Origin of the sequence: Georgenia sp. SYP-B2076, from assembly GCF_003991205.1 — a bacterium.
Classification (GTDB): domain Bacteria; phylum Actinomycetota; class Actinomycetes; order Actinomycetales; family Actinomycetaceae; genus Georgenia.
In genome coordinates this window covers 42,817-68,138 of record NZ_RXOZ01000010.1, presented here as the reverse complement: position 1 = coordinate 68,138, position 25,322 = coordinate 42,817, and the positions used below count along the sequence as shown (strand labels likewise).

Below are 25,322 nucleotides of genomic sequence, written 5' to 3'. Positions count from 1 at the left end.
GGGCGCTCGTCCACGCGCAGCCGGCGCGGCCGCGGCGGCAGCGCCGCGGCGCCGACGGCGGCGGCACCGGCGCGCCGGACCGGCGGCTCGCGCTCCGTCTACAGCTCGACCACCGGCCAGGCTTCCCAGATGCACGCCGAGCCGCGCAGCTCGTCCTCCCGGTCGCAGGGCTCACGCCCGCGCTCCGGCGGCCGCCGCGCCACCTCGAGCGGCCGGGGTCTCTGACCTCTGCAGTCCCACCCACCACGCGGGCGGCGCCCCTCACCGACACGGTCGGCGAGGGGCGCCGCCCGCGTTACCGGCGCGTGACCAGCGGAGATCTCGACGTGCGGGCAGGTCAGGGACCTGCGAGGCTTCCAGTGAACGTGCCGCGGTACCGCGGTGCATTGTCAGAGAGGAAGTCACATGGGCGAGATCATCGGGATCATCATCTTCGGCGCCGTGATCGGCGCCCTCGCGCGCCTGTTCATGCGGGGCTCGCAGCCCATCGGCGTCCTGTGGACCATCATCCTGGGCATCCTGGGTGCCCTCGTCGGGTACTGGCTCTCGGGCCTCCTGGGCGTGGGTGAGACCGCGGGCATCGACTGGATCCGCTGGGTCATCTCGATCATCGTCGCGATCGTCTTCATCGCGATCTACCTGGGCATCCGGGGCAGGGGTCGAGTGACCCACTGACCGGAGGACCCCAGGGGGCCGGCCGCACCGTCACGGTGCGGCCGGCCCTTCGTCATGGGGTGCCCGTCCGTCCGGCGGCGCCGGGGCCCTTCGCCGCGCCGGCCGCGCTCTCGTCGGCGGTGGCGCCCTCGCCGTCGCCGGCGGCGCCCGGACCGCCCGTGGCGCTCAGGGCATCGGCGCCGCGACGGCGACGGGACCGGAGCCGCTCGGTACGCTCCGGGTCCGGCTGGTGCGGTGCGCCGTCGGGCACGTGAGGCAGCCGCAGGTCGAACACCGCGCCCTGAGGCCCCTCCTCGGGGACCAGCTCCAGCGAGCCCCCGTGCGCCTGCGCGATCGCCCGGCTGATCGGGAGGCCCAGGCCGCTCCCGCCAAGGTCGCGGCCCCTGGCCTCGTCCAGCCGGGTGAACCGGTCGAAGATGCGCTCGCGATGCTCGGGCGGCACGCCGGCGCCGTCGTCGGCCACCCGGACGACGGCGTCGTCGCCGTCGGCGCGCAGCGAGAGCCACACGGTGGTCCGGGCGTGACGATGGGCGTTGTCGGTCAGGTTCCGCACGACCCGGGCGAGCTGGTTCGCGTCGCCGCGCACCCGCAGCGCGGGGAGCGGGGCGACCTCGACCGCCACCTTCCCGTACCGGCGGAGCCGTTGCGCCTCGCCGTGCACGACGTCGTCGAGGTCCACCTCGCGCTGCTGGACAGGCACCCGGCCGTCCAGCCGGGCCAGGAGCAGCAGGTCGTCGACCAGGCGCCGCATCCGAGCCTGCTCGGCCTGGAGGTCGGCCCCCGTCTCCTGCCACAGCTGCAGGTCGTGGCGGGCGAGGGCCACCTCGAGCATGGCCTGCATGTTGGCGAGGGGGCTCCGGAGCTCGTGCGAGGCGTCGGAGACGAAGTGACGGCGCCGCTCGGTGGACGCCTGGATCCGGGCCAGCATGGAGTTCATGGTCACGGCGAGGCGGTGCACCTCGTCGTGCGCCTGGGGAAGGGGGACGCGCTGGGACAGGTCGCCGGCGCCGATGGTCGCCGCCTTGCGCCGGATGCGCTCGACCGGCGCCAGCGCCCGCCCGACGCTGATCCAGGCGACCAGGCCCGTCAGAGCCAGCACGCCGGGGAAGATGGCGGCGATGAGTCGGGTCATGTCCTCGACCGCCCGGTCGGCCGGCCCCAGCGACATGGCCACCACGACCGTGCGGGGCGCCTGCGGCGTGCCGGCCGGCTGCAGGAGGAGCCGGTAGGGAGTCCCGCCGCCCAGCCGCAGCGACGGGTCCGTGACGTAGCGGAGGGTCGACGAGGGCCGGGCCATGGGGCCCTGGCCCTCGATCGTGCTGCTGGCGGCGATGACGTTCCCGTGGGCGTCGAGCACCTGCACGAGGCTGGCCGCGTCCTGCGTGGCCGGTACGACGGACCTCAGCGTCGCGGTGTCGAGCATGGAGATGATGTCGGCGGCGCGTTCCCCGGCCGACGTGTCCACCCCGGCAACCAGCTCGCGGCGCAGGAGCATCGTCAGCGACACCCCGGCGAGCGCCAGGATCACCGCGACCACCAGGGTCGCCGCCAGCGTGGTGCTCGCCCGGACGCCCAGCCCCCCGGCCCTCATTCGCCCCTCCCGCTGAGCCGGTAGCCCACGCCGCGGACCGTCTTGATGTCGACGTCGGGCGAGGACCCGAGCTTGCGCCGCAGCCGGCCGATGTAGACCTCGACCACGTTGAGATCGCCCTCGAAGGCCTGGTCCCAGACGTGCTCGAGGATCTCGGTCTTGCTCACCACGTAGTCCGCGCGGTGGGCGAGATAGGTCAGCAGCGCCAGCTCGCGCGCGGTCAGGTGCAGTTCGTCCTCACCGAGCCACGCCCGCCGATGACCGGGGTCCACCCGCAGCGGCCCGACGCGCAGCATGGGTTCGGCGGCGTGCGTGACCCGGCGGACGAGCGCGCGCAGCCGCGCGGCGAGGACGACGGGGGAGAACGGCTTGGACATGAAGTCGTCGCCGCCGATGTCGAGCGCGTCGGCCTCGTCGTACTCGCCGTCCTTGGCGGTCAGGAAGAGGATCGGGGTGCTGTCCCCGCGGGCGCGCATGCTCCGGCAGATCTCGTAGCCCGACAGGCCGGGCAGCATGACGTCCAGGACGACGACGTCGAAGTCCTGCTCGCGCACGTGCCAGTCGCCGTCCACGCCGTCGGCGGACAGCACCACCGTGAATCCCTCGGCCTCGAGGGTCCGCCGCAGGGCCGTGGCCAGCGGCCGCTCGTCTTCCACCACCAGAACGCGCACCGAGCCTCCCAGCGCCGCGCGGGCGCATGGAGAGTCTAGTTCGGGCACACGTGAAGCGGATCGTAGCAGCACGCGGAAGGGCGGCCGGGGATCTCCCGGCCGCCCTCGACACGCTGGTTGCTCCTCATCCTCGAAGAGACACTGCTGTAGCTCTCACCCTCCAAGAGATGAGCGACATGGCCCGCGGGGCCGGCACGCCAGCACCATGCGGTGTGCTCGACTCCAAGGCCCGGGGCTTACCGGGAACTGGAACTAGTCCTTCCAGTCGCGGTGCTTGTCCCCGCGGTGCTTGTCGCCGTGGTGCTTGTCGCCGTGGTGCTTGTCGCCGTGGTGCTTGTCGTTGTCGCAGTCCTTGTCGCGGTGCCACCTGCCGTGGTGGTCACGCCACCATTCGCCGTGGTGCCAGTTGCCGTCGTGGTCGCGCCACCAGTCATCCCGGTCACACCTGTCCTTGTGGTGGCGCCACCAGTCGTTGTCCTTGTCCTTCTTCCAGTCGCGGTCGTGCTTCCAGCCGTCGCGGTCGTGCTGGACGGTGACGCCCGCGGTCACGGGCGTCGGAGAGGCAGCAAAGGCAGTGCCTGCCCCACCGAACATCGCCAGACCCAGGACAGCCGTCGCGACGCCGCTGAGGATTGTCTTGTGAGCCATGAGAGGTCCCTCTTGGTTGGTGGTTGGTCGTGCCCGCCAACTGTGCTGACTGCCGCCTGAACGGAACCTGAACGGACCTGTCGGCCGGGTCAGCAAGGTATTCGCCGGCCCGCGGGCGGCCGCGGTCACCCGTGGGAGCCGTCGTCGAGCGTCACCATGCGCGCCACCGACGGCACGCCGGCGGCGTCGACGAGGAACAGCATGTAGACGCCCGGCGGCGCGACGCCCGCGGTGGCGGGGACGATCGCCCGGAGCCCACCGCTCCGCGGCGAGAACTGCAGCGGCACGTACCGCTGCTCCATGTTTACGGAGTGCGTGACGGCGCCGAGCCGCACCAGCGCGACCTTGAGGATCGAGGCGGCATCGGGCGTGCTGATCCGCAGGGTGCCGCCGTAGCCGGCGCGCGACGGCGCCCCGGTCACGGTCGGGCGGGACGCGAGCCGGCCATCCGCCGCGTACAGGTACGGCGGCGTGAACACCTGCGCGTTCTTGGCCAGGTAGCCCACCGCGTCGCACTCCGAGCAGACGCCGCCGCCGGCGGAGAGCACGCGGCCGTCCGGCAGCAGCAGCGCGGTCGAGTGGTACTGGCGCGGCGCGGTCTCGGCGGCCAGGGTCGTCCACCTGCCCGTGGTGGGGTCCCAGCGCTCGGCGGCGTACACGTTCGCGGCCAGGTCGACGAACGCCGCACCGGAGGAGTTGCCGCCGGTGGCCAGCACGCTGCCGTCGGCGAGCACGGTGAGGTTGTGCTGGCGGCGCCCGAACGCCATGGGCGCGGTGGCCGAGACCTGCGGCGCGGCGCCGTTGATGTCGATCACTACCGCGTCCGCGTGGGAGCCGCCGCCGCCGGCGACGAGGATCTTGCCGACGTCGTAGAGCGCGTGGCCGCCGTATGAGCGGTCGGTGGGGTCGCGCTGGCCGTAGCCCGCCCACGCGCCGGCGCCGCTGGTGTCCAAGCTGCGCAGCGTCTGGTCCGGGCCGGAGTAGAACGCGCGCCCGTCGGGCCCGACGTCGATCCACGGGTACAGCGGCAGGTTCAGCGACGCCCCGCCGAGCGCCCGGAGGGTGCCCGCCGTCGTGCGCACCTCCGGGATGTCGGGGCCGCCCTCGGTGACCAGCGTCTCCCCGTCTGCCAGCGGCGTGACGGTCGGGTACCACCGCCCGGCCGCCATCTCGGGGCCCAGGCTCCACGCCTGCGTCCGGTGGTCGAAGAGGTGGGTCTGGACGATGCCGTGCAGCTGCTGGTCCTTGGTGCCGCCCGCGACGAACAGGGTGCCGTCCACCAGGTGCGCCGCACCGCTGCAGAACACGTTGTACCCGGTGTCCACGTTCACGGAGGTCTGTTTCCCGGTGTCCGGGTCCCACACCGTGGCGCGGCTGAACGTCTGGTCGGGGTAGGTCTCCGTGGCGTGGTCACCCACCGAGTCGTAGGCCAGCACCGTGCCGTCGGGCAGGAGCGCGGCGTGCACGCCCACGACGGGCCAGTCGACCAGCGGCCCCCAGCTGCCGACGACCTGCTCGGGCCCCGCCACCGCTTGTGCCGCCTCCCGCGCGGCGGCCGCCGTGGCCGCGCGCGTGCGTGCGGCGAGCCGAGGCTCGGCGGAGGCGTCGTGCACGGGGAGGTCCTCGGCCGCGTGCCCGGCGTCGGGCGATTCGGGGCCGGCCGATACGGCGTCGGGCGATACGGCGGCGGACGATGCGGCGTCAGGCGATACGCCCTCGGACGTGAAGGTGTCGACGCGGCCGGTCGCGGCCGTCGGCGCCCAGGACAGCGCGACGAGCGCGGCCAGGACGACCGCCACGCCGCTCCGTGCAGCACGCATGCCTCACGCTAGGCGTGCCGCGGTGCGCCAGACCATCACCTCGGCCGCCCCGATCGGCGCGGACCAGCCACCTATCGTTCCCAGCGGCCACGCCGGTGGATCACCCAGGACCCGCAACGGTGTGGGCCCGTGGGGCTCGGACCCACAGCCCGCGGATCGTGCCGAGGGCGGCGTCGTACTGAGGACCTATTGACTTAGAAGGGACCGGTGTTGCTCCCGCTACCGAAGTAGTAGTGGCGTGGGTCGGGGAGGACTTCGGGTGCCTGAGCGTCGCCGTCGCGCCGGTTGCCGCGCTTCTTGCCGGCCCAGAGCCCGACCACGACGAGGACGAGAAGCACGAGGCCAAAGAGCCAGAGCCACATGGGGTCCTCCAAGGTGGTGCGCCTGGCCCGAGCGTATCGGTCGCCTTCGGAGTGGTGACCCGAACGGCGGGTGGCCGACGACCAGATGTGGCCCCCACGGAACCAATACAGCGACGGTGTGGGCCCCGTGGGGCTCGAACCCACAACCCGCGGATTAAAAGTCCGCTGCTCTGCCAGTTGAGCTAGAGGCCCGGGGGTTCCACTCGCTGATCCACGAAAAACGCTCCACGGAACCCTCCACGGAAGTATGCCAGTCTCACGAGGGCCGTCCGGCGGGCCCTGCGTGCCGGACGTCCCGTGACGGTCGGGGTGTGAGGTAGCCGCGGCGGGAGACGGCGGCCGGGCGGCCACCGTCCGAGCTCCCCGTACCCGACTAGCGATCCTCCAGTGCGGACGCCTTGCGGTCACTGACGCTCTCACGGACGTTCGCGAGGCACTCCAGCGGGACGCCCAGGTGTATCTCGCCACGGTCGACCCACTCCAGCCTGCCACCCTGCAGCTCGGCGGTGACGGCATGGGCACCGGTGCACCGGTGGTCATCGCGGATGTAGCCCCAAGCCATGCCGTCGCTCTCCACGCGCATCAGCTGGAAGCTCAGGTCCTCCCATGTGGCGTCGACGTACACGTCGATCCACCAGTCCACCTCAGTGACCGGGACGAGACGGGTGAACTCGGTGTGGCCGCGCCGGTCCACGCCCCGGTCGCCTGATAGGTCGTGCCCTGCCACTGTGCCCAGCCACCGGGGTGGCGCACTTCGGGCGTGATGTTCATGCGTCCCCCATTCTCGCCGGGCAGCCACATGCGCCCTCCCGGACACTACCGGCGCCCCAGAGGCCCGGGGGTTCCACTCGCTAGTCCACGAAGCGCTCGACGGAACCCTCCACGGAGGTTTGCCAGCCGACTCAGGGCGCCCCGCGCGTGGCCGATCAGTGCGCCCGACTGCGGACACCTCTTACTTGTCGTGCTGCCGGCTCACCATCTCGGTGATCCAGATGGGCGCGAACGGAGACGTGCAGTTCGGGGGCGTCGGATAGTCCTTGAGCACCTCCAGGCGCTCACCAATGTCGAGCGCTCGGGCGCGGTGCTGGGCGTGCTCGATCCCGATCTGGGCCAGGCAGTGGTTCATCGCCCACTGCAAGCGGTCCGGGGCCTCCTTCATCTCCGCCTCAATGACGTCGAGAAGTCCTGGAAGGTCCAAGCCCTCGGGCTTCCTCGCCACCCGTTCGGTGGTCAGCGCCCAGCCGGCGCTCGCGACCGCCGGGTCCGGGTCGGCGGACCAGGCCACGCGCAGCTCTTCGGCGTGCGGGCTCTTCTTGACCACGTAGCCCACGAGCCAGTCGTGCACCTTGGAGGTCCGGGCCTGACGCACCATGGTGTCCAGCTCGTCGCGCTCGAACGCCTTCGGGCGGCAGATCAGGATTGCGACGAGCCGCGCCGCGGTGTCCTCGGTCTCCCATAGTTCTCGCGCAAGCTCCTGCTGGGTCTTCAGCCGCTTGGCAAGCGCGCGCAGCTTGCCGAGGTTCACGCCGTGGTCGTCACCGTGCCTGGCGTTCACCTCGCGGATCTTGGGGTCTTCGAGCTCAGCCAGCTCGGCCATCACCTCGGCCACCGAAGCCCCGGTCACTGCTGTCTGGGCCATCTCCGCCTCCTGTTCATCGCGTTGGGGTACCGGCCGACCACGAGCATCCGGTCCCGTGTCATGCCTGCTCAAGGCACGTTGCGCCTACCCCAACACTATGAGGCCACGCCCCGACAGGGCCGGCCCGCCCGTTCCGCCGTCGGCCGCACGCGTTCCCGCGGGCAACGGCGTCGACCCGGACGGCGTGGGCCCGACGCCGCCCCGGACGGCGCGGGCGCGGCGTCGCCGTGGCTGCACCGCCCGGCGCGGTGCGAGACAATCACGGTCGGCGGCCGCCGGCCCGCCGAGACCGCCCGACCGGGCTCACCCGGCCGGCTGACACGAGCGGCCCCGCACGGCGGGGCGGAGGGAGCTGGACACATGAGCGAGCGACCGCACCCACGACGTCCGGCGATGCTCGACCCCGCGCAGGCCGAGCTCATCGAGGGCGACGAGGATCCCGCCACCCGCTCGGAGGTGGCCCACACCACCGCCCAGGCCCTCGTGCACGGCGGCCGCGCCGGCGCCCACGACGACCCAGACCTCGTCCACCGCCTCGTCACCCTCGTGGACCGTGAGGGGCTCGACGAGATCGCCACGTTGTGGTCGCGCAGCCCCAACACCACCCTGCCCGGGACCCTCTGGCGGCTGTACCTTCTGCGGGAGTGGGTGCGCCGCGACCCGGTGACGGTCGCCAGCCGTTACCGGCTCGGCCTGCAGCGGGCGGAGGTCGCCGGTGCTGTCGCCGGCGTGGCCACCCCGCCCGGGCCCGACGACGTCACGGAGGTCGTCGACAAGGTGCTCTCGGGCCTCTACGACGGCGACCTCGCCGTGGCCCTCGACCGCGCCATCGCGTTCCTCCGCGTCCTCGCGACGGGCTCCGCCCTCCACGCCGACTGGATCGAGCAGGACGACGACGACCTCGCCTTCGAGGTCACCCGCCGCGCCGGCGCGCTGCTGACGACCGCGGAGGAGCTGGAGGAGGCGGCGGTCCTGTACCGCTCGGGCCGGCTGGACTAAAGCCCGCCGCCCGCTGCTCGGCCGTCCGCCGTCGTCCCTCCCCAGCCCTTCCCGGCCGCGCCCGGATAGGTGATACTGGCGGTACCGGCAACGAGGGCGGGGTGGGTTCGATGGCGACACAGGTCGACGCGGACGGCGTGCAGGGCACCGTGGGGGCGGGCGAGGTCACCGAGCGAGACGCCCGGGAGGTGGCCGAGCAGGCCAGGCAGAGCGAGTGGACCCAGCCCTCCTTCGCCAAGGAGCTCTACCTGGGCCGGTTCCGGCTCGACCTCATCGCCCCGCACCCACGACCCGAGCCCGCCCTCGACGCGCGCGGCCGGGCGTATCTCGACGCTCTCGCCGCCTACCTGCGCGAGCACGTCGACGGCCGGGCCATCGAGCGCGAGGCGCGCATCCCCGACGAGGTGATCGCCGGGCTGGCCCGGCTGGGCACCTTCGGCATCAAGATCCCACGCGAGTACGGCGGGCTGGGCCTGGGGCAGGTCCACTACAACCGCGCCCTAATGCTCCTCGGCAGCAGCAGCCCCAGCATTGGCGCGCTCATCTCCGCCCACCAGTCCATCGGGGTGCCCGAGCCCGTCAAGCAGTTCGGGTCCGCCGCCCAGAAGCAGGCCTTCCTGCCGCGCTGCGCGGCGGGGGCCATCTCCGCGTTCCTGCTCACCGAGCCCGACGTCGGCTCAGACCCGGCCCGGCTGCGCACCTCCGCCACCCCGACGCCGGAGGGGGACTACCTGCTCGACGGCGTGAAGCTGTGGTCGACCAACGGGGTGGTCGCCGAGCTGCTCGTCGTGATGGCGCGGGTGCCGGCGTCCGAGGGGCACCGCGGCGGCATCACCGCGTTCGTGGTCGAGGCCGACGCGCCGGGGATCACGGTCGAGCGCCGCAACGCCTTCATGGGGCTGCGCGGCCTGGAGAACGGCGTCACCCGGTTCCACCAGGTGCGGGTGCCGGCCACCGGCGTCCTCGGCCGCGAGGGGATGGGCCTGAAGATCGCGCTGACCACGCTCAACACCGGCCGCCTGTCGATCCCCGCCCTGTGCGTCGGGGCGAGCAAGTGGTCCCTCAAGCTGGCCCGGGAGTGGTCGCGCGAGCGCGTGCAGTGGGGCCGGCCGGTGGGCGAGCACGCCGCCGTCGCCCACAAGATCGCCTTCATGGCCACCGCCACGTACGCCCAGGAGGCGGTCCTCGAGCTCGCGAGCCATCTTGCCGACGCGGGCCGAACGGACATCCGCATCGAGGCCGCCCTGGCCAAGCTCTTCACCTCGGAGATGGCCTGGAGGGTCGCCGACGAGCTGGTCCAGGTCCGCGGGGGCCGCGGGTACGAGACGGCCGACTCCCTCGCCGCCCGGGGCGAGCGGGCCGTGCCCGCCGAGCAGGTGCTCCGCGACCTGCGCATCAACCGGATCTTCGAGGGTTCCACCGAGATCATGCACCTGCTCATCGCCCGGGAGGCCGTGGACGCCCACCTCGCCGTGGCCGGCGACCTCATCGACGCCGACGTCCCCCTTGCCGGCAAGGCGCGAGCCGCCGCGCGGGCGGGAGCCTTCTACGCCACCTGGTTCCCGCCCCTGCTGGCCGGCGCGGGGCAGGTCCCCACCGCATACGGGCGGTACGGCCCCCTCGCCACGCACCTGCGCTTCGTCGAGCGCAGCTCCCGGCGCCTCGCCCGCGCGACCTTCTACGGGATGGGCCGCTGGCAGGGCGGCCTGGAGAAGAAGCAGGGCTTCCTCGGGCGGGTGGTGGACATCGGCGCCGAGCTGTTCGCCATGTCCGCCGTGTGCGTGCGGGCCCAGATGCAGCTCGAGGACGACCCCGAGACGGGCCGTGCGGCGCAGCGGCTGGCCGACGCGTGCTGCCGGCGGTCCAGGCTTCAGGTCGAGCGCCTCTTCCGCGAGCTGTGGGTGAACACCGACGACGGGGACGAGGAGCTGGCCCGCGCCGTCCTGGCGGGGGAGCACCTGTGGGCCGAGGACGGGATCGTCGATCCCTCGGAGGGCACCGGCCCGTGGATCGCCGACGCCGCGCCCGGACCGGCGCGGGTGCCGGGCGTCGCCCGCCGCATGCTCCCCGCGCACCGCTGACGGCGGAGGCGGGCGCAGGCCCCCGCGGGCGGCCGTGTAGCACTCGACGGCGCTGCTGGGGGCGGGCGTGGTGCTGCGCGGCGGGAATTGCACGGCCGCCGGATGCCGAGTGGAATGGGGATGCCCGTGACGGTCGCGGCGCGGAAGGCGGGCAATGTGATCATCAAGGCTGCTGACCTGGACCGGGAGGTCGCGCCCGGCGACATCCTGGCGCTCGCCGAGGCGGTCGCCGAGGAGGACGGCGTCCCCGCCCTGTCCGAGCAGACGTTGCTCGAGCTGCGCTCCCCGGTGCACCCGGTGCTCCACCTCCTGGCTGTCGACGACGGCCAGCTGGTGGGGTACGCGCAGCTCGACCCGGGCACGACCTCGGACCAGGGCGCGCCCGCGGACCAGGGCGCGGCGTCGGGCGAGCAGGGCGTAGCGGGCACGCCGGGGGACCAGGGGGACGGCGCCGCCGACGGCGGCCGGCACGGGGACCGCGCGGCCGATGGCGGCCCGGACGGGACGGGCGCGAGCGCCGAGCTCGCGGTCCACCCCGCCCGCCGCCGCCGCGGGGTGGGGCGCGAGCTGCTCGACGCCGTCCGCGCCGCCTCCCCGGGGGTGTCCGTGTGGGCACACGGCAACCTCCCCGGCGCCCAGGCGCTCGCGGCCGCCGCCGGCATGCGGGTGGTCCGCGAGCTCCTGCAGATGGCGGCCCCGCTCGGGCCGCTCGCCGCGGCGACGACGCCCGGCCATCCCGGCGTCACCGTGCGCCCCTTCCAGGTCGGCCGCGACGAGGAGGCCTGGGTCGCGCTCAACGCCCGCGCCTTCGCCCACCACCCCGAGCAGGGCCGCATGAGCGTCGCCGACCTGCGGGCCCGCGAGGCGGAGGACTGGTTCGACCCCGCGCTGCTGTGGCTGGCGTTCCCCGCGGACGGGCCGGGGTCCGCCCCGATCGCCTCCATGTGGGTCAAGGTGCTGCCTGGCGAGGCGTCGGGGGAGATCTACGCGCTCGGCGTCGACCCCGACGCGCAGGGCCGCGGGCTGGGCGGGATGCTCACGCACCGCGCGATGACCGAGCTCGCGCGCCGCGGCCTGCGCAGCGCCACCCTCTACGTCGAGGGCGACAACGCCGCGGCGCTGCGGACCTACCAGAAGGAGGGATTCCGGTGCGTCAGCATCGACGTCCAGTACCGATGACATGGCCCCGCTCCCGGCAGGACCAGCCCGACGAGGGCGTCACCCGCCGGTCATCTTCAGGTGCCACTATGGATTCCATGAACAGCTCTGAGGGGACGACGGCGAGGGGTGTGCCGGTCGACGGCGTCCTGGAGGAGCCCACGGGCGGGTCGCGGCCTGGCACCGCCGTCGAGCTCGACCACACCGACGATCCCGCGCCCTACGGCGAGGCGGGCGTCGACCAGGACGAGCTCGACGACCTGCTCGAGGACGACACCGAGGACGAGCTCGCCGCCCAGGCCCGCGCGATGGCGCGCACGCTCGGCGGCGTCTCCACGTCCTCCGCGTCCCTGACCCGCCAGGTCGAGGCGGCCGAGGCCGAGGCGCGGGAGGAGAACCTGCCTCTTGACGAGGCCGAGCTCCCCGAGGGCCGGTTCGCGGACCGCGAGCTCAGCTGGCTCGCGTTCAACGAGCGGGTGCTCGAGCAGGCCGAGGACCAGGACGTGCCCATCCTCGAACGGGCCTGGTTCCTCGCGATCTTCGCCTCCAACCTCGACGAGTTCTACATGGTCCGCGTCGCCGGGCTCAAGCGGCGCATCGCCACCGGCATGGCGGTCCCGGCCGCCTCGGGGCTGTCCCCCCGGCAGGTGCTCGACGCCATCAGCCACCGGGCCAAGGAGCTCACCGCGCGTCACGCCGCCGTCTTCTCCCGCGACGTCCAGCCCAAGCTCGCCGAGGTGGGCATCGACCTGCTGCACTGGGACGACCTCAACGACAGCGAGCGCGACCGGCTCCACAAGTTCTTCCGCAAGCAGATCTTCCCCGTGCTCACCCCCCTCGCCGTGGACCCGGCCCATCCCTTCCCGTACATCTCGGGCCTGTCCCTCAACCTCGCCGTGCTGGTGCGCAACCCCGGCACCGGCAAGGAGCACTTCGCCCGGGTGAAGGTGCCGCCGCTGCTGCCCCGGTTCATCGCCGTGGACTCCGAGGGGCGCCCGTACCGGCCCGAGGACGTCCCCGCCGACGCCGGCGGCCGGACCTCCTACGTGCCCCTCGAGGAGGTCATCGCCCACCACCTCGACGCCCTGTTCCCAGGCATGGAGATCATCGAGAACCACACCTTCCGCGTCACCCGCAACGAGGACGTGGAGGTGGAGGAGGACGACGCCGAGAACCTCCTCAAGGCGCTGGAGAAGGAGCTCGTCCGGCGGCGCTTCGGGCCGGCCGTGCGCCTGGAGGTCGCCGAGGGGATCAGCGCGCACGTGCTCGACCTGCTCAAGCGCGAGCTCGGGGTCGAGGACACCGACGTCTTCCACCTGCCGGCGCCGCTCGACCTCACCGGCCTCAACGTCATCCACGACCTGGACCGTCCGGCCCTGAAGTACCCCAAGTTCGTCCCCGTCACCGCCCAGGGGCTCGCCGAGGTGGAGTCGGCCAACCCCACGGACTTCTTCGCCGCCATCCGGGAGCAGGACATCCTCCTGCACCACCCCTACGACTCCTTCTCCACGTCGGTGCAGCAGTTCATCGCCCAGGCGGCGGCCGACCCGAGGGTGCTCGCCATCAAGCAGACGCTGTACCGCACCTCCGGCGACTCCCCGATCGTGGACGCCCTCATCGACGCCGCCGAGGCCGGCAAGCAGGTCCTCGCGATCGTCGAGATCAAGGCCCGCTTCGACGAGCAGGCCAACATCTCCTGGGCCCGCAAGCTCGAGCAGGCGGGCGTGCACGTCGTCTACGGGATCGTCGGCCTCAAGACCCACGCCAAGCTCTGCCTGGTGGTGCGCCAGGAGGCGGACGGCCTGCGGCGCTACTGCCACGTGGGGACCGGCAACTACCACCCCAAGACCGCCCGCGGCTACGAGGACTTCGGTCTGCTGACCTGCGACCGCGACGTCGGCCAGGACCTCACCCGCCTGTTCAACCAGCTCTCCGGCTACGCGCCGCGCACCCGGTTCCACCGCCTGCTCGTGGCGCCGCGCTCGGTCCGCCCCGGGCTGATCGAGCGCATCGAGCGCGAGATCGACCTCAAGAGGGCCGGCAAGCCCGCCTGGGTGAAGATCAAGGTCAACTCCATCGTCGACGAGGCCGTCATCGACGCGCTGTACCGCGCCAGCCAGGCCGGCGTGCACGTCGACGTCATCGTCCGGGGCATCTGCGCGCTGCGCGCCGGGGTGCCCGGACTCAGCGAGAACATCCGCGTCCGGTCCATCCTCGGTCGTTTCCTCGAGCACGCCCGGGTCTTCGCCTTCGCGAACGGCGGCGACCCCGAGGTGTGGATCGGCTCGGCGGACCTCATGCACCGCAACCTCGACCGGCGCGTGGAAGCGCTCATCCGGATCTCCGACCAGTCGCAGATCGACTTCCTCGTGGGGCTCCTCGACGTCTCGGTCGCGGAAACGACCTCCTCCTGGCACCTCGAGCTCGACGGCTGGCACCGACGCTACCTGGCGGCGGACGGGCGGCGCCTCGACGACATCCAGGAGATGCTCATGGCGCGGGCGCGACGACGCGTGGCCGGCAGCCGGTGAGCGCCGACACCGACACCCTGGTCGAGACGCGCACGGTCGAGGCGGCCGGGGCGCTCGTCTGGCGCGTGCGGGGCCGCCACCTCGAGGTGCTCCTGGTCCACCGCCCGCGCTACGACGACTGGAGCTGGCCGAAGGGCAAGCTCGAGGACGGCGAGAGCGTGATCGCGTGCGCCGTGCGCGAGGTGGCCGAGGAGACCGGTGTCCACGTGGCGCTGGGCCAGCCGCTGCGCACGGTCCGGTACCCCCTGAGGGACGGGCGCCGGAAGGTCGCGTACTACTGGGCCGCGCAGGAGGTGCACCCGGACGCGCAGAGCGTCCACTGCCGGTCCGCCGTCAGCCCGGCCCCCTCCACGGAGATCGACGACGTGCGCTGGGTCAGCGTCGCCAGGGCGGCGAGGATGCTGACCTACCCCCACGACCGTGAGCCGCTCGGGATGCTCGAGGACCAGTGGAAGGACGAGCGGCTGCGCACCTGGACGATGGTCGTGGTCCGGCACGCCCGGGCCAAGAAGCGCTCGGCGTGGCCGGACGGCGAGGCGACGCGCCCGCTGACCCCGGTGGGGAGCGCCCAGGCGGAGCGCCTGGTGCCGCTGCTGGGCGCCTACGGCGTCGAGGAGGTCATCACCTCGCCGTGGGAGCGGTGCGCCGCGACCGTGCGCCCCTACCTGGAGGCGACCGGCATCGGGGCGGAGCTCCGGCCCGAGCTGACGGAGGCCGCGCACGAGAAGAAGCCCGGGCCCGTGCGCGAGCTCGTGCGCCGCGAGCTGACCCGCCGCAACGCCACCACCGTGGCCGTGTGCACGCACCGGCCCGTGCTGCCCACGGTGGTCGAGGAGATCGCGGGGCGGACACCGCACCGCATCATGAAGCAGGTGCCCGAGTCCGACCCCTGGCTCAAGACGGCGGAGATGCTGGTCGTCCACGTGGCCCAGCGGCCGCGCCGCGCGAGTGTCGTCGTCGCGCTGGAGAAGCACCGGGCCACGGTCTGACGCGGCTGCGGGGCGCCACGACCTGACCCGGTTGCGAAACTGTGACGCACCCGTCAGCCCGAGTTCACCCGTTGTTCACCGCCTGAGCGCCAGGCAGACACCCGCGGTGCCTAACGTCACCTCTGGTCGGCCCCTCCAACGCCGCCCCACCGACACAGAGGATGGAATGACAGTGAAGCTTGCAGGTAGCCGCCGTCTGGCGGGAGTCGCCACGATCAGCGCCCTCGCGATCACGCTCGCGGCATGCAGCAGCTCGTCCGACGACGGCGCGTCCGCCGCCGGCAGCTCCGCGGGTGGCGAGACCGCTGCGGCGCTCTCCGGCACCCTCCCCGGCGCCGGCGCGACGTCCCAGGAGAAGGCCATGAACGGCTGGATGGCCGGCTTCACCGAGGCCAACCCCGACGTGCAGGTCTCCTACGACCCGACCGGGTCCGGCACCGGCCGCGAGATGTTCCTCAACGGCTCGGCGCTCTTCGTGGGCTCCGACGCCGCGCTCAAGCCGGAGGAGGTCACCGCGGCCAAGGAGCGTTGCTTCGGCGGCGAGGCGCTCGAGCTGCCGCTGTACATCTCGCCGATCGCCGTCTCCTACAACCTGCCCGGCCTCGACGCCGAGCACATCAACCTCGACCCCGCGACCCTCGCCAAGATCTTCGCCGGCGAGATCAAGACCTGGAACGACCCGGCGATCGCCGCGACCAACGAGGGCGTCGAGCTGCCCGACACGGCCATCATCCCGATCAACCGCTCCGACTCCTCGGGCACCACCGAGAACTTCACCGAGTACCTCGACGCGGCCTCCGGCGGCGCGTGGACCCACGGTGCGGTCGAGGACTGGCCGGTCCAGGGCACGCAGTCCGGCAACGGCACCTCCGGCGTCGTCTCCACGCTCGAGGGCGCCGAGGGTGGCATCGCCTACCTCGACGCCTCCCAGGTGCCCGACGGGTTCGGGACCGTGGCCGTCAAGGTGGGCGAGGAGTTCGTGCCGTTCTCCGCCGAGGCCGCCGCCGCCGTCGTGGACGCCTCCCCGGCCACCGAGGACGCCACCGACCTGCGCCTGACGATCGACCTGGCCCGCGACACCCAGGAGTCGGGCACCTACCCGATCGTCCTCGTGTCCTACTCGATCGCCTGCTCCACCTACGACAGCGACCAGGACGCCGCGAACGTCAAGGCCCTGCTCAGCTACATCGCCAGCCCCGAGGGCCAGGAGCGCGCCGCCGACCCGAGCGTCGCCGGCTCCGCCCCGATCTCGGACACGCTGCGCGGGCAGGTCGACGCCGCCATCGAGAAGATCTCGGCCGCCTGACCCGGTCGAACCGGCCCGGTCGCGCCGTGCGATCGAGCCCGGTCTGACTGAACCTGATGAGTGACTGGTGGGCCGCCCCGACGGGGCGGCCCACCGGTCACTCATCCATCGCCTCATCCCGTATCTTCACTCCCGACGCACAAGCACCTGCCTGCCCGGCCCTCGCGCTCGCGGCAGGCTCTTCTCGGAGTGAGGGCCAACCCGCGATGCCGGCTGTTTCCAGCGCCTGTGAGGGACATGACAGGGGTAGTTCACCTGGTGTTCATCTTCTGCCCGCCCGCTGGACACCAGCGCTGCCTACCGTCTCTTCCAGCCGGGCGGACCGCTTCCGGCGCACCGAGACGGGGGATGGTCATGCACGTGGCTCTGCGCGCCTCCGCCGTCTGGCGGCGGCGGCCGTGAGCGGCGCCCTGGCGCTCACGCTCGCGGCGTGCGGCGGCACCGGCGGCACCCTCCCGGGAGGCGGCGCCTCCTCGCAGGAGATCGCCATGACCGCGTGGATCGCCGGCTTCGGCGACGCCCACCCCGACGTCATCGCCTCCTACGACCCGGTCGGCTCGGGCTCGGGCCGGGAGATGTTCCTCAACTCGGCCACCCTGTTCGCCGGCTCCGACGAACCCATGGACGCCGACGAGCTCGCCAAGGGGACCCAGCGGTGCTTCGGTGGCGAGGTGGTCGAGCTGCCGCTGTACATCTCGCCCATCGCCGTGGCCTACAACCTGCCGGGCCTCGCGGCGGAGCACCTCGACCTCGAGCCGAGGACGATCGCCGCGATCTTCAACGGGGACATCACCCGCTGGGACGACCCAGCGATCGTCGCGACCAACCCCGGTGTGGCGCTGCCGGACCTCGGCATCGTCCCGGTGAACCGGTCCGACGACTCGGGCACCACCGAGAACTTCACCGAGTACCTGGCCGCCGCGGCCGGCGACGCCTGGCCGCACGAGCCGAGCGAGTCCTGGCCGCTCTCGGGCACGCAGTCCGGCACCCAGACCACGGGCGTCATCCAGACGATGCAGGCGGCGGAGGGCACGATCGGCTACGCCGACGCCGCGCAGGTCCCGGGCGAGCTCGGCACCGTCGCGGTGGGCGTGGGCGAGGAGTTCGTGCCGTTCTCCGCGGAGGCCGCCGCCGCCGTCGTGGACGCCTCCGCGCCCGCCGAGGACGCGAGCGACCTGCGCCTGACCATCGAGCTGGCGCGCGACACCACCGCGGCCGGGACGTACCCGATCGTGCTGGTCTCCTACACGATGGCCTGCTCGACGTACGACAACGAGCGCGACGCCCGGAACATCACGGACCTGCTCGACTACATCGCCAGCCCCGAGGGACAGGCCCGCGCGGCCGACCCCCGGGTGGCCGGCTCCGCGCCCATCTCGGACGCCCTGCGCAAGCGGGTCGATGCCGCGATCGCGCAGATCTCGGCCGACTGAGCTCAGACCCCTTCCATCCAGCAACCGATCTTCCCGGAGGATCCGTGGCAGCCCCCAGCACGACCGAAGCCCCGCCCGGGGGCACACCCCAGCTGCGGCTGAGCCGCCCACCGGGGCGTCTGGGCAACCCGATCTTCGCCGGGATCTCCACCGGCGCCGGCGTCGTCATCCTCGTCATCCTCGCCGCCGTCGCCGGCTTCCTCATCGTCCGGTCGTGGCCCGCGCTCGTCGCCTCGCAGGCGCAGTACGACGAGATCGGGTTCATGGACGAGAAGAGCCTGGGGGCGTACCTCGCGCCCCTGGTCTTCGGCACGCTGCTGTCCTCGGTGATCGCGCTGCTCATCGCCGTGCCGCTCAGCATCGCGATCGGCCTGTTCATCTCCCACTACGCGCCGCGGCGCGCCGCGCAGGGCCTCGGGTACCTCGTCGACCTGCTCGCCGCGATCCCGTCGGTGGTCTACGGCATGTGGGGCATGGCATGGCTCGTCCCCGTGCTCAACCCCTTCTTCGCCTGGCTGAGCGGCAACCTCGGGTTCATCGCGCCCCTCGCCGGCTTCCAGGCGCCCGCCCGGAACATCATGGCCGCGTCGATCGTCCTCGCGGTGATGGTCCTGCCCATCGTCACCGCGACGATTCGTGAGGTGTTCCTCCAGACGCCCCGCCTGCACGAGGAGGCCTCGCTGGCGCTCGGGGCGACGCGCTGGGAGATGATCCGCATGTCGGTCTTCCCGTTCGGCCGCTCCGGCATCATCAGCGCCTCGATGCTGGGCCTCGGCCGCGCGCTGGGCGAGACCATGGCCGTGCTCATGATCCTCTCGCCCGGCTTCCTCGTGAACTTCTACGTCCTCAGGCCCGGACAGCACCAGACCATCGCCGCGAACATCGCCAACCAGTTCCCCGAGGCCTCGGGCCTCGGTGCCGACGTGCTCATCGCGACGGGCCTGACCCTCTTCGTGATCACCTTCGGCGTGAACCTGCTGGCCCGCTGGGTCATCGCGCGCCGCGCCGAGTTCTCTGGAGCGAACTGATGACCGCCCTCACCTCCGAGCTGGCGACGCGCGCCCCCCGGCTGCCGAAGTGGACGCCGTGGGCCGTGCTGGTCGCCTCCGTCGCCCTCGTCTACGTCCTCCTCCTCCTCGTCGGCGAACCGACCGTCGTCTCGGTCGTGTTCCTCGGCGGGATCCTGTTCATCGTCGCCAGCTGGGCGCTCTCGCGAGCCGTCGAGGGGGAGCGGCCCTCGAAGGACCGCCTCGCGACGTCGCTGGTCACGGGCGCCTTCCTGGTGGCCATGGTCCCGCTGGTCTCCCTGGTGTGGATCGTGCTGCAGCGTGGCCTCAAGCTCTTCAGCTGGGACTTCCTCACCACGGACATGACCGGCATCTTCGGGGACATGGTCGAGGGCGGCGCGCTCCACGCGATCGTCGGCACCCTGTGGGTCACGGGCATCGCCTCCGTGATCTCGATCCCGCTGGGGATCTTCACCGCGATCTACCTGGTCGAGTACGGCAAGGGCCGGCTCGCCCGCGCGATCACCATCCTCGTGGACGTGATGACGGGCATCCCCTCGATCGTCGCCGGCCTCTTCGCCTTCGCCCTGTTCACGATTCTCGTCGGCCCCGCCTACCGGTCGGCCCTCATGGGGGCCGTGGCCCTCGCCGTCCTCATGACCCCGGTGGTCGTGCGCTCGGTGGAGGAGATGCTGCGTCTGGTGCCCAACGAGCTGCGCGAGGCGTCCTACGCCCTCGGCGTGCCCAAGTGGCTCACGGTCATCAAGGTCGTGCTGCGCACCGCGATCGCCGGCATCACGACCGGCGTGATGATCGCCATCGCCCGCGTGATCGGGGAGACGGCGCCCCTGCTGATGACGGTCGGCATCATCGCCAGCATCAACAACAACCCGCTCGAGGGCCGCATGGCGACCCTGCCCGTGTTCGCGTACCGCCAGTTCTCCCAGGGCGGCGTCGGCATCGACCGCGCCTGGACCGCGGCGCTGACCCTCGTCGTCATCGTCATGCTCCTCAACCTCGGGGCCCGGCTGATCAGCCGGTACTTCGCGCCCAAGGGCCGCTCGTGACCGCCGCCCGCGCCCCCCGCCCCCGCACTCCCCGCGGCCCCGCCGCCTGCCCCGCCCCCGGAAGGAACGCCCATGTCTAAGCGCATCGACGTCAAGGACCTCAACGTCTACTACGGGGACTTCCTCGCGGTCGAGGACGTCAACATGGCCATCGAGCCGCGCTCGATCACCGCCCTCATCGGCCCCTCCGGCTGCGGGAAGTCGACCTTCCTGCGGACCCTGAACCGCATGCACGAGGTCATCCCCGGCGCGCGGGTCGAGGGCTCGGCGATCCTGGACGGCCAGGACCTCTACGCCCCCGAGGTCGACCCGGTGATGGTCCGACGCCACGTCGGCATGGTCTTCCAGCGGCCGAACCCGTTCCCCACGATGTCCATCGCGGACAACGTGCTCGCCGGCGTGCGGCTGAACAACCGCAAGATCAAGAAGCACGAGGCCGAGGAGCTCGTGGAGCGCTCGCTGCGCGGCGCGAACCTGTGGAACGAGGTCAAGGACCGCCTCGCCCGGCCCGGCTCCTCGCTCTCGGGCGGCCAGCAGCAGCGCCTGTGCATCGCCCGGGCGATCGCCGTCAAGCCCGACGTCCTCCTCATGGACGAGCCGTGCTCGGCCCTGGACCCGATCTCCACGCTCGCCATCGAGGACCTCATGGCGGAGCTGAAGGACGAGTACACGATCGTCATCGTCACGCACAACATGCAGCAGGCCTCACGCGTGTCCGACCGCACCGGCTTCTTCAACATCGCCGGCACCGGCAAGCCCGGCCACCTCATCGAGATGGACGAGACGGACAAGATGTTCTCCTCGCCGTCCGTCAAGGACACCGAGGACTACATCTCCGGCCGCTTCGGGTGAGCTGACGCACCGGCCCGGCGGAGCCCGGCCGGTCCCGACCGGCCGGGCTCGTCCGTGCCCGGGGCTGGGCCGCTCCGGGGCCGGCCCGTCGCCGGCGTCGGGCCGCTCCGGGGCCGGGCCGCTCCGGCGTCGGGCCCGGCGCTCACGGCAGGAGGACGTGGACCCCGAGGTACAGCCCGGCGGCGACCAGCGCGGATGCGGGGATGGTCAGGACCCAGGCGACGGCGATGTTGCCCGCCACGCCCCAGCGCACCGCGGAGAGCCGGCGCGTGGCCCCGACGCCCATGATCGCTGAGGTGATGGTGTGCGTCGTCGAGATCGGCGCGTGGAAGATGAAGGCCGTCGCGTAGAGCACGCCGGAGGCGACCGTCTCCGCCACGAAGCCGCGCGCGGGGTCCAGCTCGATGACCCGCCGGCCCAGCGTGCGCATGATCCGCCACCCACCGGCGTAGGTGCCCAGCGAGATCGCGCTCGCCGCGACGAGCTTGACCCACAGCGGGATGGACGTGCCCTCGTGCAGCCCGCCGGCCACCAGCGCCAGCGCGATCACGCCCATCGTCTTCTGCGCGTCCTGCAGCCCGTGCCCCAGCGCCATGGCGGCTGCCGAGACGGTCTGCGCCATCCGGAAGCGCCGCATGGTGCGGCCGAACGGCCGGCGTCGGAAGACCCACAGGACCGCCACCATGAGCGCGTACGCCAGGGCGAACCCGACCAGCGGCGAGAGGACCATCGGGACCACCACGCTGCCGCCGATGACGTCCCAGTGCACCTGCGTGGCCGAGGCCAGGCCGGCGCCCGTCAGGCCCCCGATGAGGGCGTGCGAGGACGACGACGGGAGGCCCAGCCACCACGTCACGAGGTTCCAGGCGATGGCGCCGAGGAGGCCGGCGAGGACCACCGCGAGGCCGGAGGCGCCGACGGGCGGCGTGATGATCCCGGAGCCGATGGTCTCGGCGACGCCGGTGCCGAGCAGGGCGCCGACGAGGTTCATGACGGCCGCCAGGACCAGCGCCGTCCGGGGCGTCAGGGCGCGGGTGGACACCGACGTCGCGATCGCGTTGGCGGCGTCGTGGAAGCCGTTGGTGAAGTCGAAGCCGAGAGCGACGACCACCACCACGAGCACGAGGACGAGCGTGAGGTCCACGGCGGGTCAGGACTCCTTGAGGGCGATCGTCTCGATACCGTTGGCCAGCCGCTCGAAGGCGTCGGCGCCGGACTCGAGCGCGTCGACGATCCCCTTGAGCTTGATGACCGTGATCGGGTCGTGCTCCTGCTCGAAGATCTCGGCGAGGAGACGCCGGTAGGCCCGGTCCGCCTGGTTCTCCAGGCGGTTGATCTCCACCCAGTACTCCCGCAGCCCCTCCATCGACTTCAGCCGCGGCATGACCTCGCACGTCAGCTCGGCACACCGCTGCAGGACGGCGACCTGGTCGCTGACGGCGGTGGGCAGGACGCCGACCTTGTACAGGACGATGAGGTCCCCGGCCTCCTCCATGGCGTCCATGCAGTCGTCGAGCCGGGACGCGAGGTGGTACAGGTCCTCGCGGTCCAGGGGCGTCACGAACGTCTGCGCGAGCCGCTTGTAGATCGCGTGCGCGGCCTCGTCGGCCGCGTGCTCGACGGCCCGCAGCTGGTCGGCGAGCTCCTTGCGGTGCGCCCGGTCGGCGCCGAGGATCTGCGCGAGCAGGCCCGCCCCCGTCACGAGGTGCGCGGCGGCGGCGGCGAAGAGGTCGAAGAACGTGCCGTCACGCGGTGAGGGGCGGAATCGCACCAATTGCTCCAGTCGAGAGGTCGTGTCCAGGAGGTGAACAGGCTTCAGGCTAGAGCAGATCGTTGGGGGCGCCGCGTTTCGTGACCTGGCCCACCGGGGGACCGGGGGAGGGGCCGCGCGCGGCGCGTCGGGGCGGCCGCCGTCGGCCGCGGGGGAGGTGAGGACGCCGGGCCGGAGAGCGCCAGTCGGCGCTTAGGCCGCTCTAGGCGGCTTGTGTTGGAGCCCGGGGCTTTCGCGACCCGGCGTCGGGTCCAACAATACGTCAGGTGCGCCCGGCGCGCGCAAGGGCGGGAGGGCGCCGGGGCGTCAGCCGACGGCGTCCTTCTGGGGCACCGTGGCCACGTCCGCGGGGCTGGCGTCACGGCCCCGCGGGTCGAACCGGTAGCCGACGTTGCGGACCGTCCCGATCATCTGGTCGTGCTCGCTGCCGAGCTTGGCGCGCAGCCGCCGGACGTGGACGTCGACCGTCCGGGTACCGCCGTAATAGTCGTAGCCCCAGACCTCCTGCAGCAGCTGGGCGCGGGTGAGGACCCTGCCCGGGTGCAGCACCAGGTGCTTGAGCAGCTCGAACTCCTTGTAGGTCAGGTCGAGCATCCGGCCGCGCACCCGGGCGGTGTAGGCGGAGGCGTCGATGACGAGCTCGCCCGCCTCGAGCTGCTCGGGCGGGGCGGCCTCGTCGTCGTCCCGCGCGTGCTCGCCCATCATGCGCAGGCGTGCCTCGACCTCGGCGGGCCCGGCCGTCTCCAGGATGACGTCGGCCGCGCCCCACGAGGCGGAGACCGCCGTGAACCCGCCGTCGGCGAGGACGAGCAGCACGGGCGGTGCCTCGACCGGCCCGCTGAGGAGCCGGCACAGCGTGCGCGCGGCGACCAGGTCCCGGCGGGCGTCGAGCAGGATCGCGGCGGCGTCCGCGTTCTCGACCACCGCCGAGGGCGACATCGGCGCGACCACCACCTGGTGACCCAGGAGCGTCAGGGCGGGCAGCACCCGCGCGGCGCCACCGGGGTCCGCGGTCAGCAGCACGAGATCCGCCACTATCAGCTCCTCCGGTCCGGTGGCCCACACTTTAGTGGCCGCCCGGCGGCGCTCGTGACCGGGTCGATCCCGTACCCGGCGGCGCCCGGCGGCGCCCGCCGTGGCCCGCGGCCGCACGCCCGGCCGGGGGCGCGAGCCGCATCTGCGACAATCGCCGGGTGACCCCGTGCCCTTCCCCGCTGCCGCCGCGGCCGGTGACCCGCCGGCGGCGCGGGGCGGCGGGTCGGCCGGGCGCCCCGGGACGGCGGTCGTGATGGGGGCCTCGTCCCGCGCCGCCGCCACCGCGCTCGGTGCGGCCGCCGTGGCGGTCGCCGGCTACCTCTCCCACGGCGTGCTCACGGCCCTCGTCCTCCTCCTCGCGCTCGTCTTCGCGGCCGGGTGGCCGCGGCTGATCGACCTGCCCACCACGCGCGGCGCGGGGATCGTGATCGCGCTCGTGGCGGTCGCGTCCGTCGCCGCCGTCCTCCTGGCCTCGCTGCCGGCGCTCGCGCTCGTCATGGGCCTGTCGGTCGTGGCCGCCTTCGTCCACCAGATGCTGCGCCGGGACGGGCGCCCGCGCCTCGTCGAGTCCGTCTCCGGGGTGGTCGGCGGCAACGTCGTGGTGGTCTCGGCGGCCGGCTGGGTCGCCGTCGAGAGCGGCTTCGTCACCGAGGCCCTCGTCGTGACCGCCGCGGCCGCCATCGCCGCAGCCGCCTCCTGCACCGCGATCCCGGCGCGCACCGGGCTGGTCGCCAGCGTCGCGACCGTCGCCGCGGGCGCCGTCGGGCTGGTCACCGGCGAGCTGCTCGCCGAGGTGGGGCCCGTGCCGGGGCTGCTCCTCGGCCTGGCGGCGGGCATCCTCACCGCGGCGCTGCACGTGCTCTTCGGCCGGTTCCCGTCCTCCCGCCGGGTCCGGCCCGCGGCCGCCGCCGCGATGCTCCCGCTGCTGGCCGCCGGGGTGCCGGTGTACCTGGTCAGCCGCCTGCTGACCGTCTGAGGGCCGGGCGGCGCAGCGCGCGGCGAGCGCGGCTAGCCTGGGTGCATGGCCTTCACCATCCCCGACGACCTCGCGCCGGAGTGCTACCCCCTCGCCTGGCTCCTGGGCCGCTGGCGCGGGTTCGGCATGCTCGGGTACCCGGGTGTGGACGAGCAGGCGTTCGTCCAGGAGGTCGTCTTCGACCACGACGGCGGCCCCTACCTGCGGTCCACCAGCACGATCTGGACCACCGACCGCGCCCGCTCCGGCGCCATCGCGCAGGAGATGACGGGGACCGAGGGCGCGGGCGCGCTCGTCCCCGACCAGGTGTGGGCCACCGAGACGTCGTACTGGCGGCCGCTGCCGGCGTCGGTCACGTCGGTGCCCGCCCAGCAGGGCAACGGCGTCCCGACCGGCGCGCAGGCCGCCGGCCCCGCCGTGCGCCCGGCCGCCCGGACGGCGTCCGGCGCCCCCCTGCCCGACGCCACCGAGCTCGAGGTGCTCGTCTCCGACCCCGCCGGCCACCTGAGCGTCTACCTCGGCACGGTGCGGGGCGCCCGGGTCGACCTCGCCACGGACGCCGTCGTGCGCACCGCGACGGCCGCCGAGATGACGGCGGCGCGGCGGGTGTACGGCCTCGTCCAGCACGACCTCATGTGGGCGATGGACCTGGCCGCGTTCGGCCAGGAGCTGCAGTCCTACGCCTCCGGCCGACTGAGCAGACAGGACTGA

At 72.9% G+C, this 25,322-nt stretch carries 24 protein-coding genes and 1 tRNA gene; 14 read left to right on the top strand and 11 right to left on the bottom strand.

Going from position 1 to position 25,322, the window contains the following annotated elements; translation table 11 throughout:
* Both EJK16_RS19795 and EJK16_RS04845 read left to right on the top strand, forming a co-directional pair.
* Positions 1 to 225 (top strand): hypothetical protein (locus EJK16_RS19795; RefSeq protein WP_205739596.1); only part of this gene is annotated, 225 nt, incomplete at its 5' end.
* Positions 226 to 405: 180 nt separating this feature from the next.
* Positions 406 to 675, top strand: coding sequence for a GlsB/YeaQ/YmgE family stress response membrane protein (locus EJK16_RS04845; protein ID WP_127126913.1), 270 nt, complete (start codon positions 406 to 408; stop codon positions 673 to 675).
* A gap of 52 nt (positions 676 to 727) precedes the next feature.
* Here the strand turns inward: EJK16_RS04845 and EJK16_RS04840 are convergent, their stop codons facing one another.
* The 8 genes from EJK16_RS04840 to EJK16_RS04810 form a co-directional block, all read right to left on the bottom strand.
* Entirely contained in the window at positions 728 to 2,266 is a 1,539-nt protein-coding gene (locus EJK16_RS04840; protein WP_127126911.1) for a cell wall metabolism sensor histidine kinase WalK, read from the bottom strand.
* The gene (locus EJK16_RS04835; RefSeq protein ID WP_127126909.1) at positions 2,263 to 2,937 is read right to left on the bottom strand and encodes a response regulator transcription factor; all 675 of its coding nucleotides are present in this window, start codon (positions 2,935 to 2,937) and stop codon (positions 2,263 to 2,265) included. The genes EJK16_RS04840 and EJK16_RS04835 overlap by 4 nt, the downstream gene beginning before the upstream one ends.
* 252 nt (positions 2,938 to 3,189) lie before the next feature.
* Positions 3,190 to 3,585 carry a hypothetical protein gene (locus EJK16_RS04830; RefSeq protein WP_127126907.1) on the bottom strand — a complete coding sequence of 132 codons (396 nt, stop codon included), beginning with the start codon at positions 3,583 to 3,585 and terminating at the stop codon, positions 3,190 to 3,192.
* A 125-nt stretch (positions 3,586 to 3,710) separates the two neighbouring features.
* The gene (locus tag EJK16_RS04825) at positions 3,711 to 5,405 is read right to left on the bottom strand and encodes a glyoxal oxidase (protein ID WP_127126905.1); all 1,695 of its coding nucleotides are present in this window, start codon (positions 5,403 to 5,405) and stop codon (positions 3,711 to 3,713) included.
* Between the two features lie 194 nt (positions 5,406 to 5,599).
* Complete coding sequence (locus EJK16_RS19465) at positions 5,600 to 5,767, bottom strand: hypothetical protein (protein WP_164737197.1); 168 nt, start codon at positions 5,765 to 5,767, stop codon at positions 5,600 to 5,602.
* A gap of 119 nt (positions 5,768 to 5,886) precedes the next feature.
* A tRNA-Lys gene (locus EJK16_RS04820) sits at positions 5,887 to 5,959 on the bottom strand.
* 181 nt (positions 5,960 to 6,140) lie between these two features.
* A complete protein-coding gene (locus EJK16_RS04815; RefSeq protein WP_127126903.1) occupies positions 6,141 to 6,494 on the bottom strand; it encodes a hypothetical protein in 354 nt (117 codons plus the stop codon).
* 225 nt (positions 6,495 to 6,719) lie between these two features.
* Positions 6,720 to 7,406 carry a DNA alkylation repair protein gene (locus tag EJK16_RS04810; RefSeq protein ID WP_127126901.1) on the bottom strand — a complete coding sequence of 229 codons (687 nt, stop codon included), beginning with the start codon at positions 7,404 to 7,406 and terminating at the stop codon, positions 6,720 to 6,722.
* A 360-nt stretch (positions 7,407 to 7,766) separates the two neighbouring features.
* On the opposite strand from EJK16_RS04810, the gene EJK16_RS04805 reads away from it, so the two are divergent.
* From EJK16_RS04805 to pstB, 10 genes are all read left to right on the top strand, one after another.
* Positions 7,767 to 8,405 carry a hypothetical protein gene (locus tag EJK16_RS04805; RefSeq protein WP_240645778.1) on the top strand — a complete coding sequence of 213 codons (639 nt, stop codon included), beginning with the start codon at positions 7,767 to 7,769 and terminating at the stop codon, positions 8,403 to 8,405.
* A gap of 110 nt (positions 8,406 to 8,515) precedes the next feature.
* Positions 8,516 to 10,486, top strand: coding sequence for an acyl-CoA dehydrogenase family protein (locus EJK16_RS04800; protein ID WP_127126899.1), 1,971 nt, complete (start codon positions 8,516 to 8,518; stop codon positions 10,484 to 10,486).
* Positions 10,487 to 10,606: 120 nt separating this feature from the next.
* On the top strand, positions 10,607 to 11,665 hold the full coding sequence (gene mshD, locus EJK16_RS04795; protein WP_164737196.1) for a mycothiol synthase: 1,059 nt from the start codon (positions 10,607 to 10,609) through the stop codon (positions 11,663 to 11,665).
* 287 nt (positions 11,666 to 11,952) lie between these two features.
* Complete coding sequence (locus tag EJK16_RS04790) at positions 11,953 to 14,175, top strand: RNA degradosome polyphosphate kinase (protein ID WP_205739599.1); 2,223 nt, start codon at positions 11,953 to 11,955, stop codon at positions 14,173 to 14,175.
* A complete protein-coding gene (locus tag EJK16_RS04785; protein WP_240645776.1) occupies positions 14,172 to 15,164 on the top strand; it encodes an NUDIX hydrolase in 993 nt (330 codons plus the stop codon). The genes EJK16_RS04790 and EJK16_RS04785 overlap by 4 nt, the downstream gene beginning before the upstream one ends.
* Before the next feature lie 166 nt (positions 15,165 to 15,330).
* Positions 15,331 to 16,470, top strand: a complete 1,140-nt coding sequence (pstS, locus tag EJK16_RS04780) for a phosphate ABC transporter substrate-binding protein PstS (RefSeq protein ID WP_127126893.1) — start codon at positions 15,331 to 15,333, stop codon at positions 16,468 to 16,470.
* A gap of 398 nt (positions 16,471 to 16,868) precedes the next feature.
* Entirely contained in the window at positions 16,869 to 17,903 is a 1,035-nt protein-coding gene (locus tag EJK16_RS04775; RefSeq protein ID WP_240645775.1) for a phosphate ABC transporter substrate-binding protein PstS, read from the top strand.
* A 44-nt stretch (positions 17,904 to 17,947) separates the two neighbouring features.
* A complete protein-coding gene (gene pstC / locus EJK16_RS04770) occupies positions 17,948 to 18,931 on the top strand; it encodes a phosphate ABC transporter permease subunit PstC (RefSeq protein WP_205739595.1) in 984 nt (327 codons plus the stop codon).
* Positions 18,931 to 19,977, top strand: coding sequence for a phosphate ABC transporter permease PstA (gene pstA, locus EJK16_RS04765; RefSeq protein ID WP_127126889.1), 1,047 nt, complete (start codon positions 18,931 to 18,933; stop codon positions 19,975 to 19,977). The genes pstC and pstA overlap by 1 nt, the downstream gene beginning before the upstream one ends.
* Before the next feature lie 72 nt (positions 19,978 to 20,049).
* Complete coding sequence (gene pstB, locus EJK16_RS04760) at positions 20,050 to 20,829, top strand: phosphate ABC transporter ATP-binding protein PstB (protein ID WP_127126887.1); 780 nt, start codon at positions 20,050 to 20,052, stop codon at positions 20,827 to 20,829.
* Positions 20,830 to 20,971: 142 nt separating this feature from the next.
* On the opposite strand, the gene EJK16_RS04755 is transcribed toward pstB, so the two are convergent.
* The 3 genes from EJK16_RS04755 to EJK16_RS04745 form a co-directional block, all read right to left on the bottom strand.
* Positions 20,972 to 21,973, bottom strand: coding sequence for an inorganic phosphate transporter (locus EJK16_RS04755; RefSeq protein WP_127126885.1), 1,002 nt, complete (start codon positions 21,971 to 21,973; stop codon positions 20,972 to 20,974).
* Between the two features lie 6 nt (positions 21,974 to 21,979).
* Complete coding sequence (locus tag EJK16_RS04750) at positions 21,980 to 22,600, bottom strand: DUF47 domain-containing protein (protein ID WP_127126883.1); 621 nt, start codon at positions 22,598 to 22,600, stop codon at positions 21,980 to 21,982.
* Positions 22,601 to 22,906: 306 nt separating this feature from the next.
* Positions 22,907 to 23,635, bottom strand: coding sequence for a response regulator transcription factor (locus EJK16_RS04745; RefSeq protein ID WP_127126881.1), 729 nt, complete (start codon positions 23,633 to 23,635; stop codon positions 22,907 to 22,909).
* Between the two features lie 166 nt (positions 23,636 to 23,801).
* On the opposite strand from EJK16_RS04745, the gene EJK16_RS04740 reads away from it, so the two are divergent.
* Positions 23,802 to 24,611, top strand: coding sequence for a hypothetical protein (locus EJK16_RS04740; RefSeq protein WP_127126879.1), 810 nt, complete (start codon positions 23,802 to 23,804; stop codon positions 24,609 to 24,611).
* A 45-nt stretch (positions 24,612 to 24,656) separates the two neighbouring features.
* Positions 24,657 to 25,322 (top strand): FABP family protein, encoded by a 666-nt coding sequence (locus tag EJK16_RS04735; protein ID WP_127126877.1) that lies wholly within the window; start codon positions 24,657 to 24,659, stop codon positions 25,320 to 25,322.

What these genes read in the sequence shown, in the direction of transcription:
- pstS (WP_127126893.1), top strand. Translation starts at nt 15,331, where the DNA reads ATGACAGTGAAGCTTGCAGGTAGCCGCCGTCTGGCGGGAGTCGCCACG.
- EJK16_RS04810 (WP_127126901.1), bottom strand. Translation starts at nt 7,406, where the DNA reads ATGGCCCAGACAGCAGTGACCGGGGCTTCGGTGGCCGAGGTGATGGCC.
- EJK16_RS04825 (WP_127126905.1), bottom strand. Translation starts at nt 5,405, where the DNA reads ATGCGTGCTGCACGGAGCGGCGTGGCGGTCGTCCTGGCCGCGCTCGTC.
- mshD (WP_164737196.1), top strand. Translation starts at nt 10,607, where the DNA reads ATGCCCGTGACGGTCGCGGCGCGGAAGGCGGGCAATGTGATCATCAAG.
- pstB (WP_127126887.1), top strand. Translation starts at nt 20,050, where the DNA reads ATGTCTAAGCGCATCGACGTCAAGGACCTCAACGTCTACTACGGGGAC.
- EJK16_RS04735 (WP_127126877.1), top strand. Translation starts at nt 24,657, where the DNA reads ATGGCCTTCACCATCCCCGACGACCTCGCGCCGGAGTGCTACCCCCTC.
- EJK16_RS04800 (WP_127126899.1), top strand. Translation starts at nt 8,516, where the DNA reads ATGGCGACACAGGTCGACGCGGACGGCGTGCAGGGCACCGTGGGGGCG.
- EJK16_RS04840 (WP_127126911.1), bottom strand. Translation starts at nt 2,266, where the DNA reads ATGAGGGCCGGGGGGCTGGGCGTCCGGGCGAGCACCACGCTGGCGGCG.
- EJK16_RS04830 (WP_127126907.1), bottom strand. Translation starts at nt 3,585, where the DNA reads ATGGCTCACAAGACAATCCTCAGCGGCGTCGCGACGGCTGTCCTGGGT.
- EJK16_RS04790 (WP_205739599.1), top strand. Translation starts at nt 11,953, where the DNA reads ATGGCGCGCACGCTCGGCGGCGTCTCCACGTCCTCCGCGTCCCTGACC.
- pstA (WP_127126889.1), top strand. Translation starts at nt 18,931, where the DNA reads ATGACCGCCCTCACCTCCGAGCTGGCGACGCGCGCCCCCCGGCTGCCG.
- EJK16_RS19465 (WP_164737197.1), bottom strand. Translation starts at nt 5,767, where the DNA reads ATGTGGCTCTGGCTCTTTGGCCTCGTGCTTCTCGTCCTCGTCGTGGTC.
- EJK16_RS04805 (WP_240645778.1), top strand. Translation starts at nt 7,767, where the DNA reads ATGAGCGAGCGACCGCACCCACGACGTCCGGCGATGCTCGACCCCGCG.
- EJK16_RS04845 (WP_127126913.1), top strand. Translation starts at nt 406, where the DNA reads ATGGGCGAGATCATCGGGATCATCATCTTCGGCGCCGTGATCGGCGCC.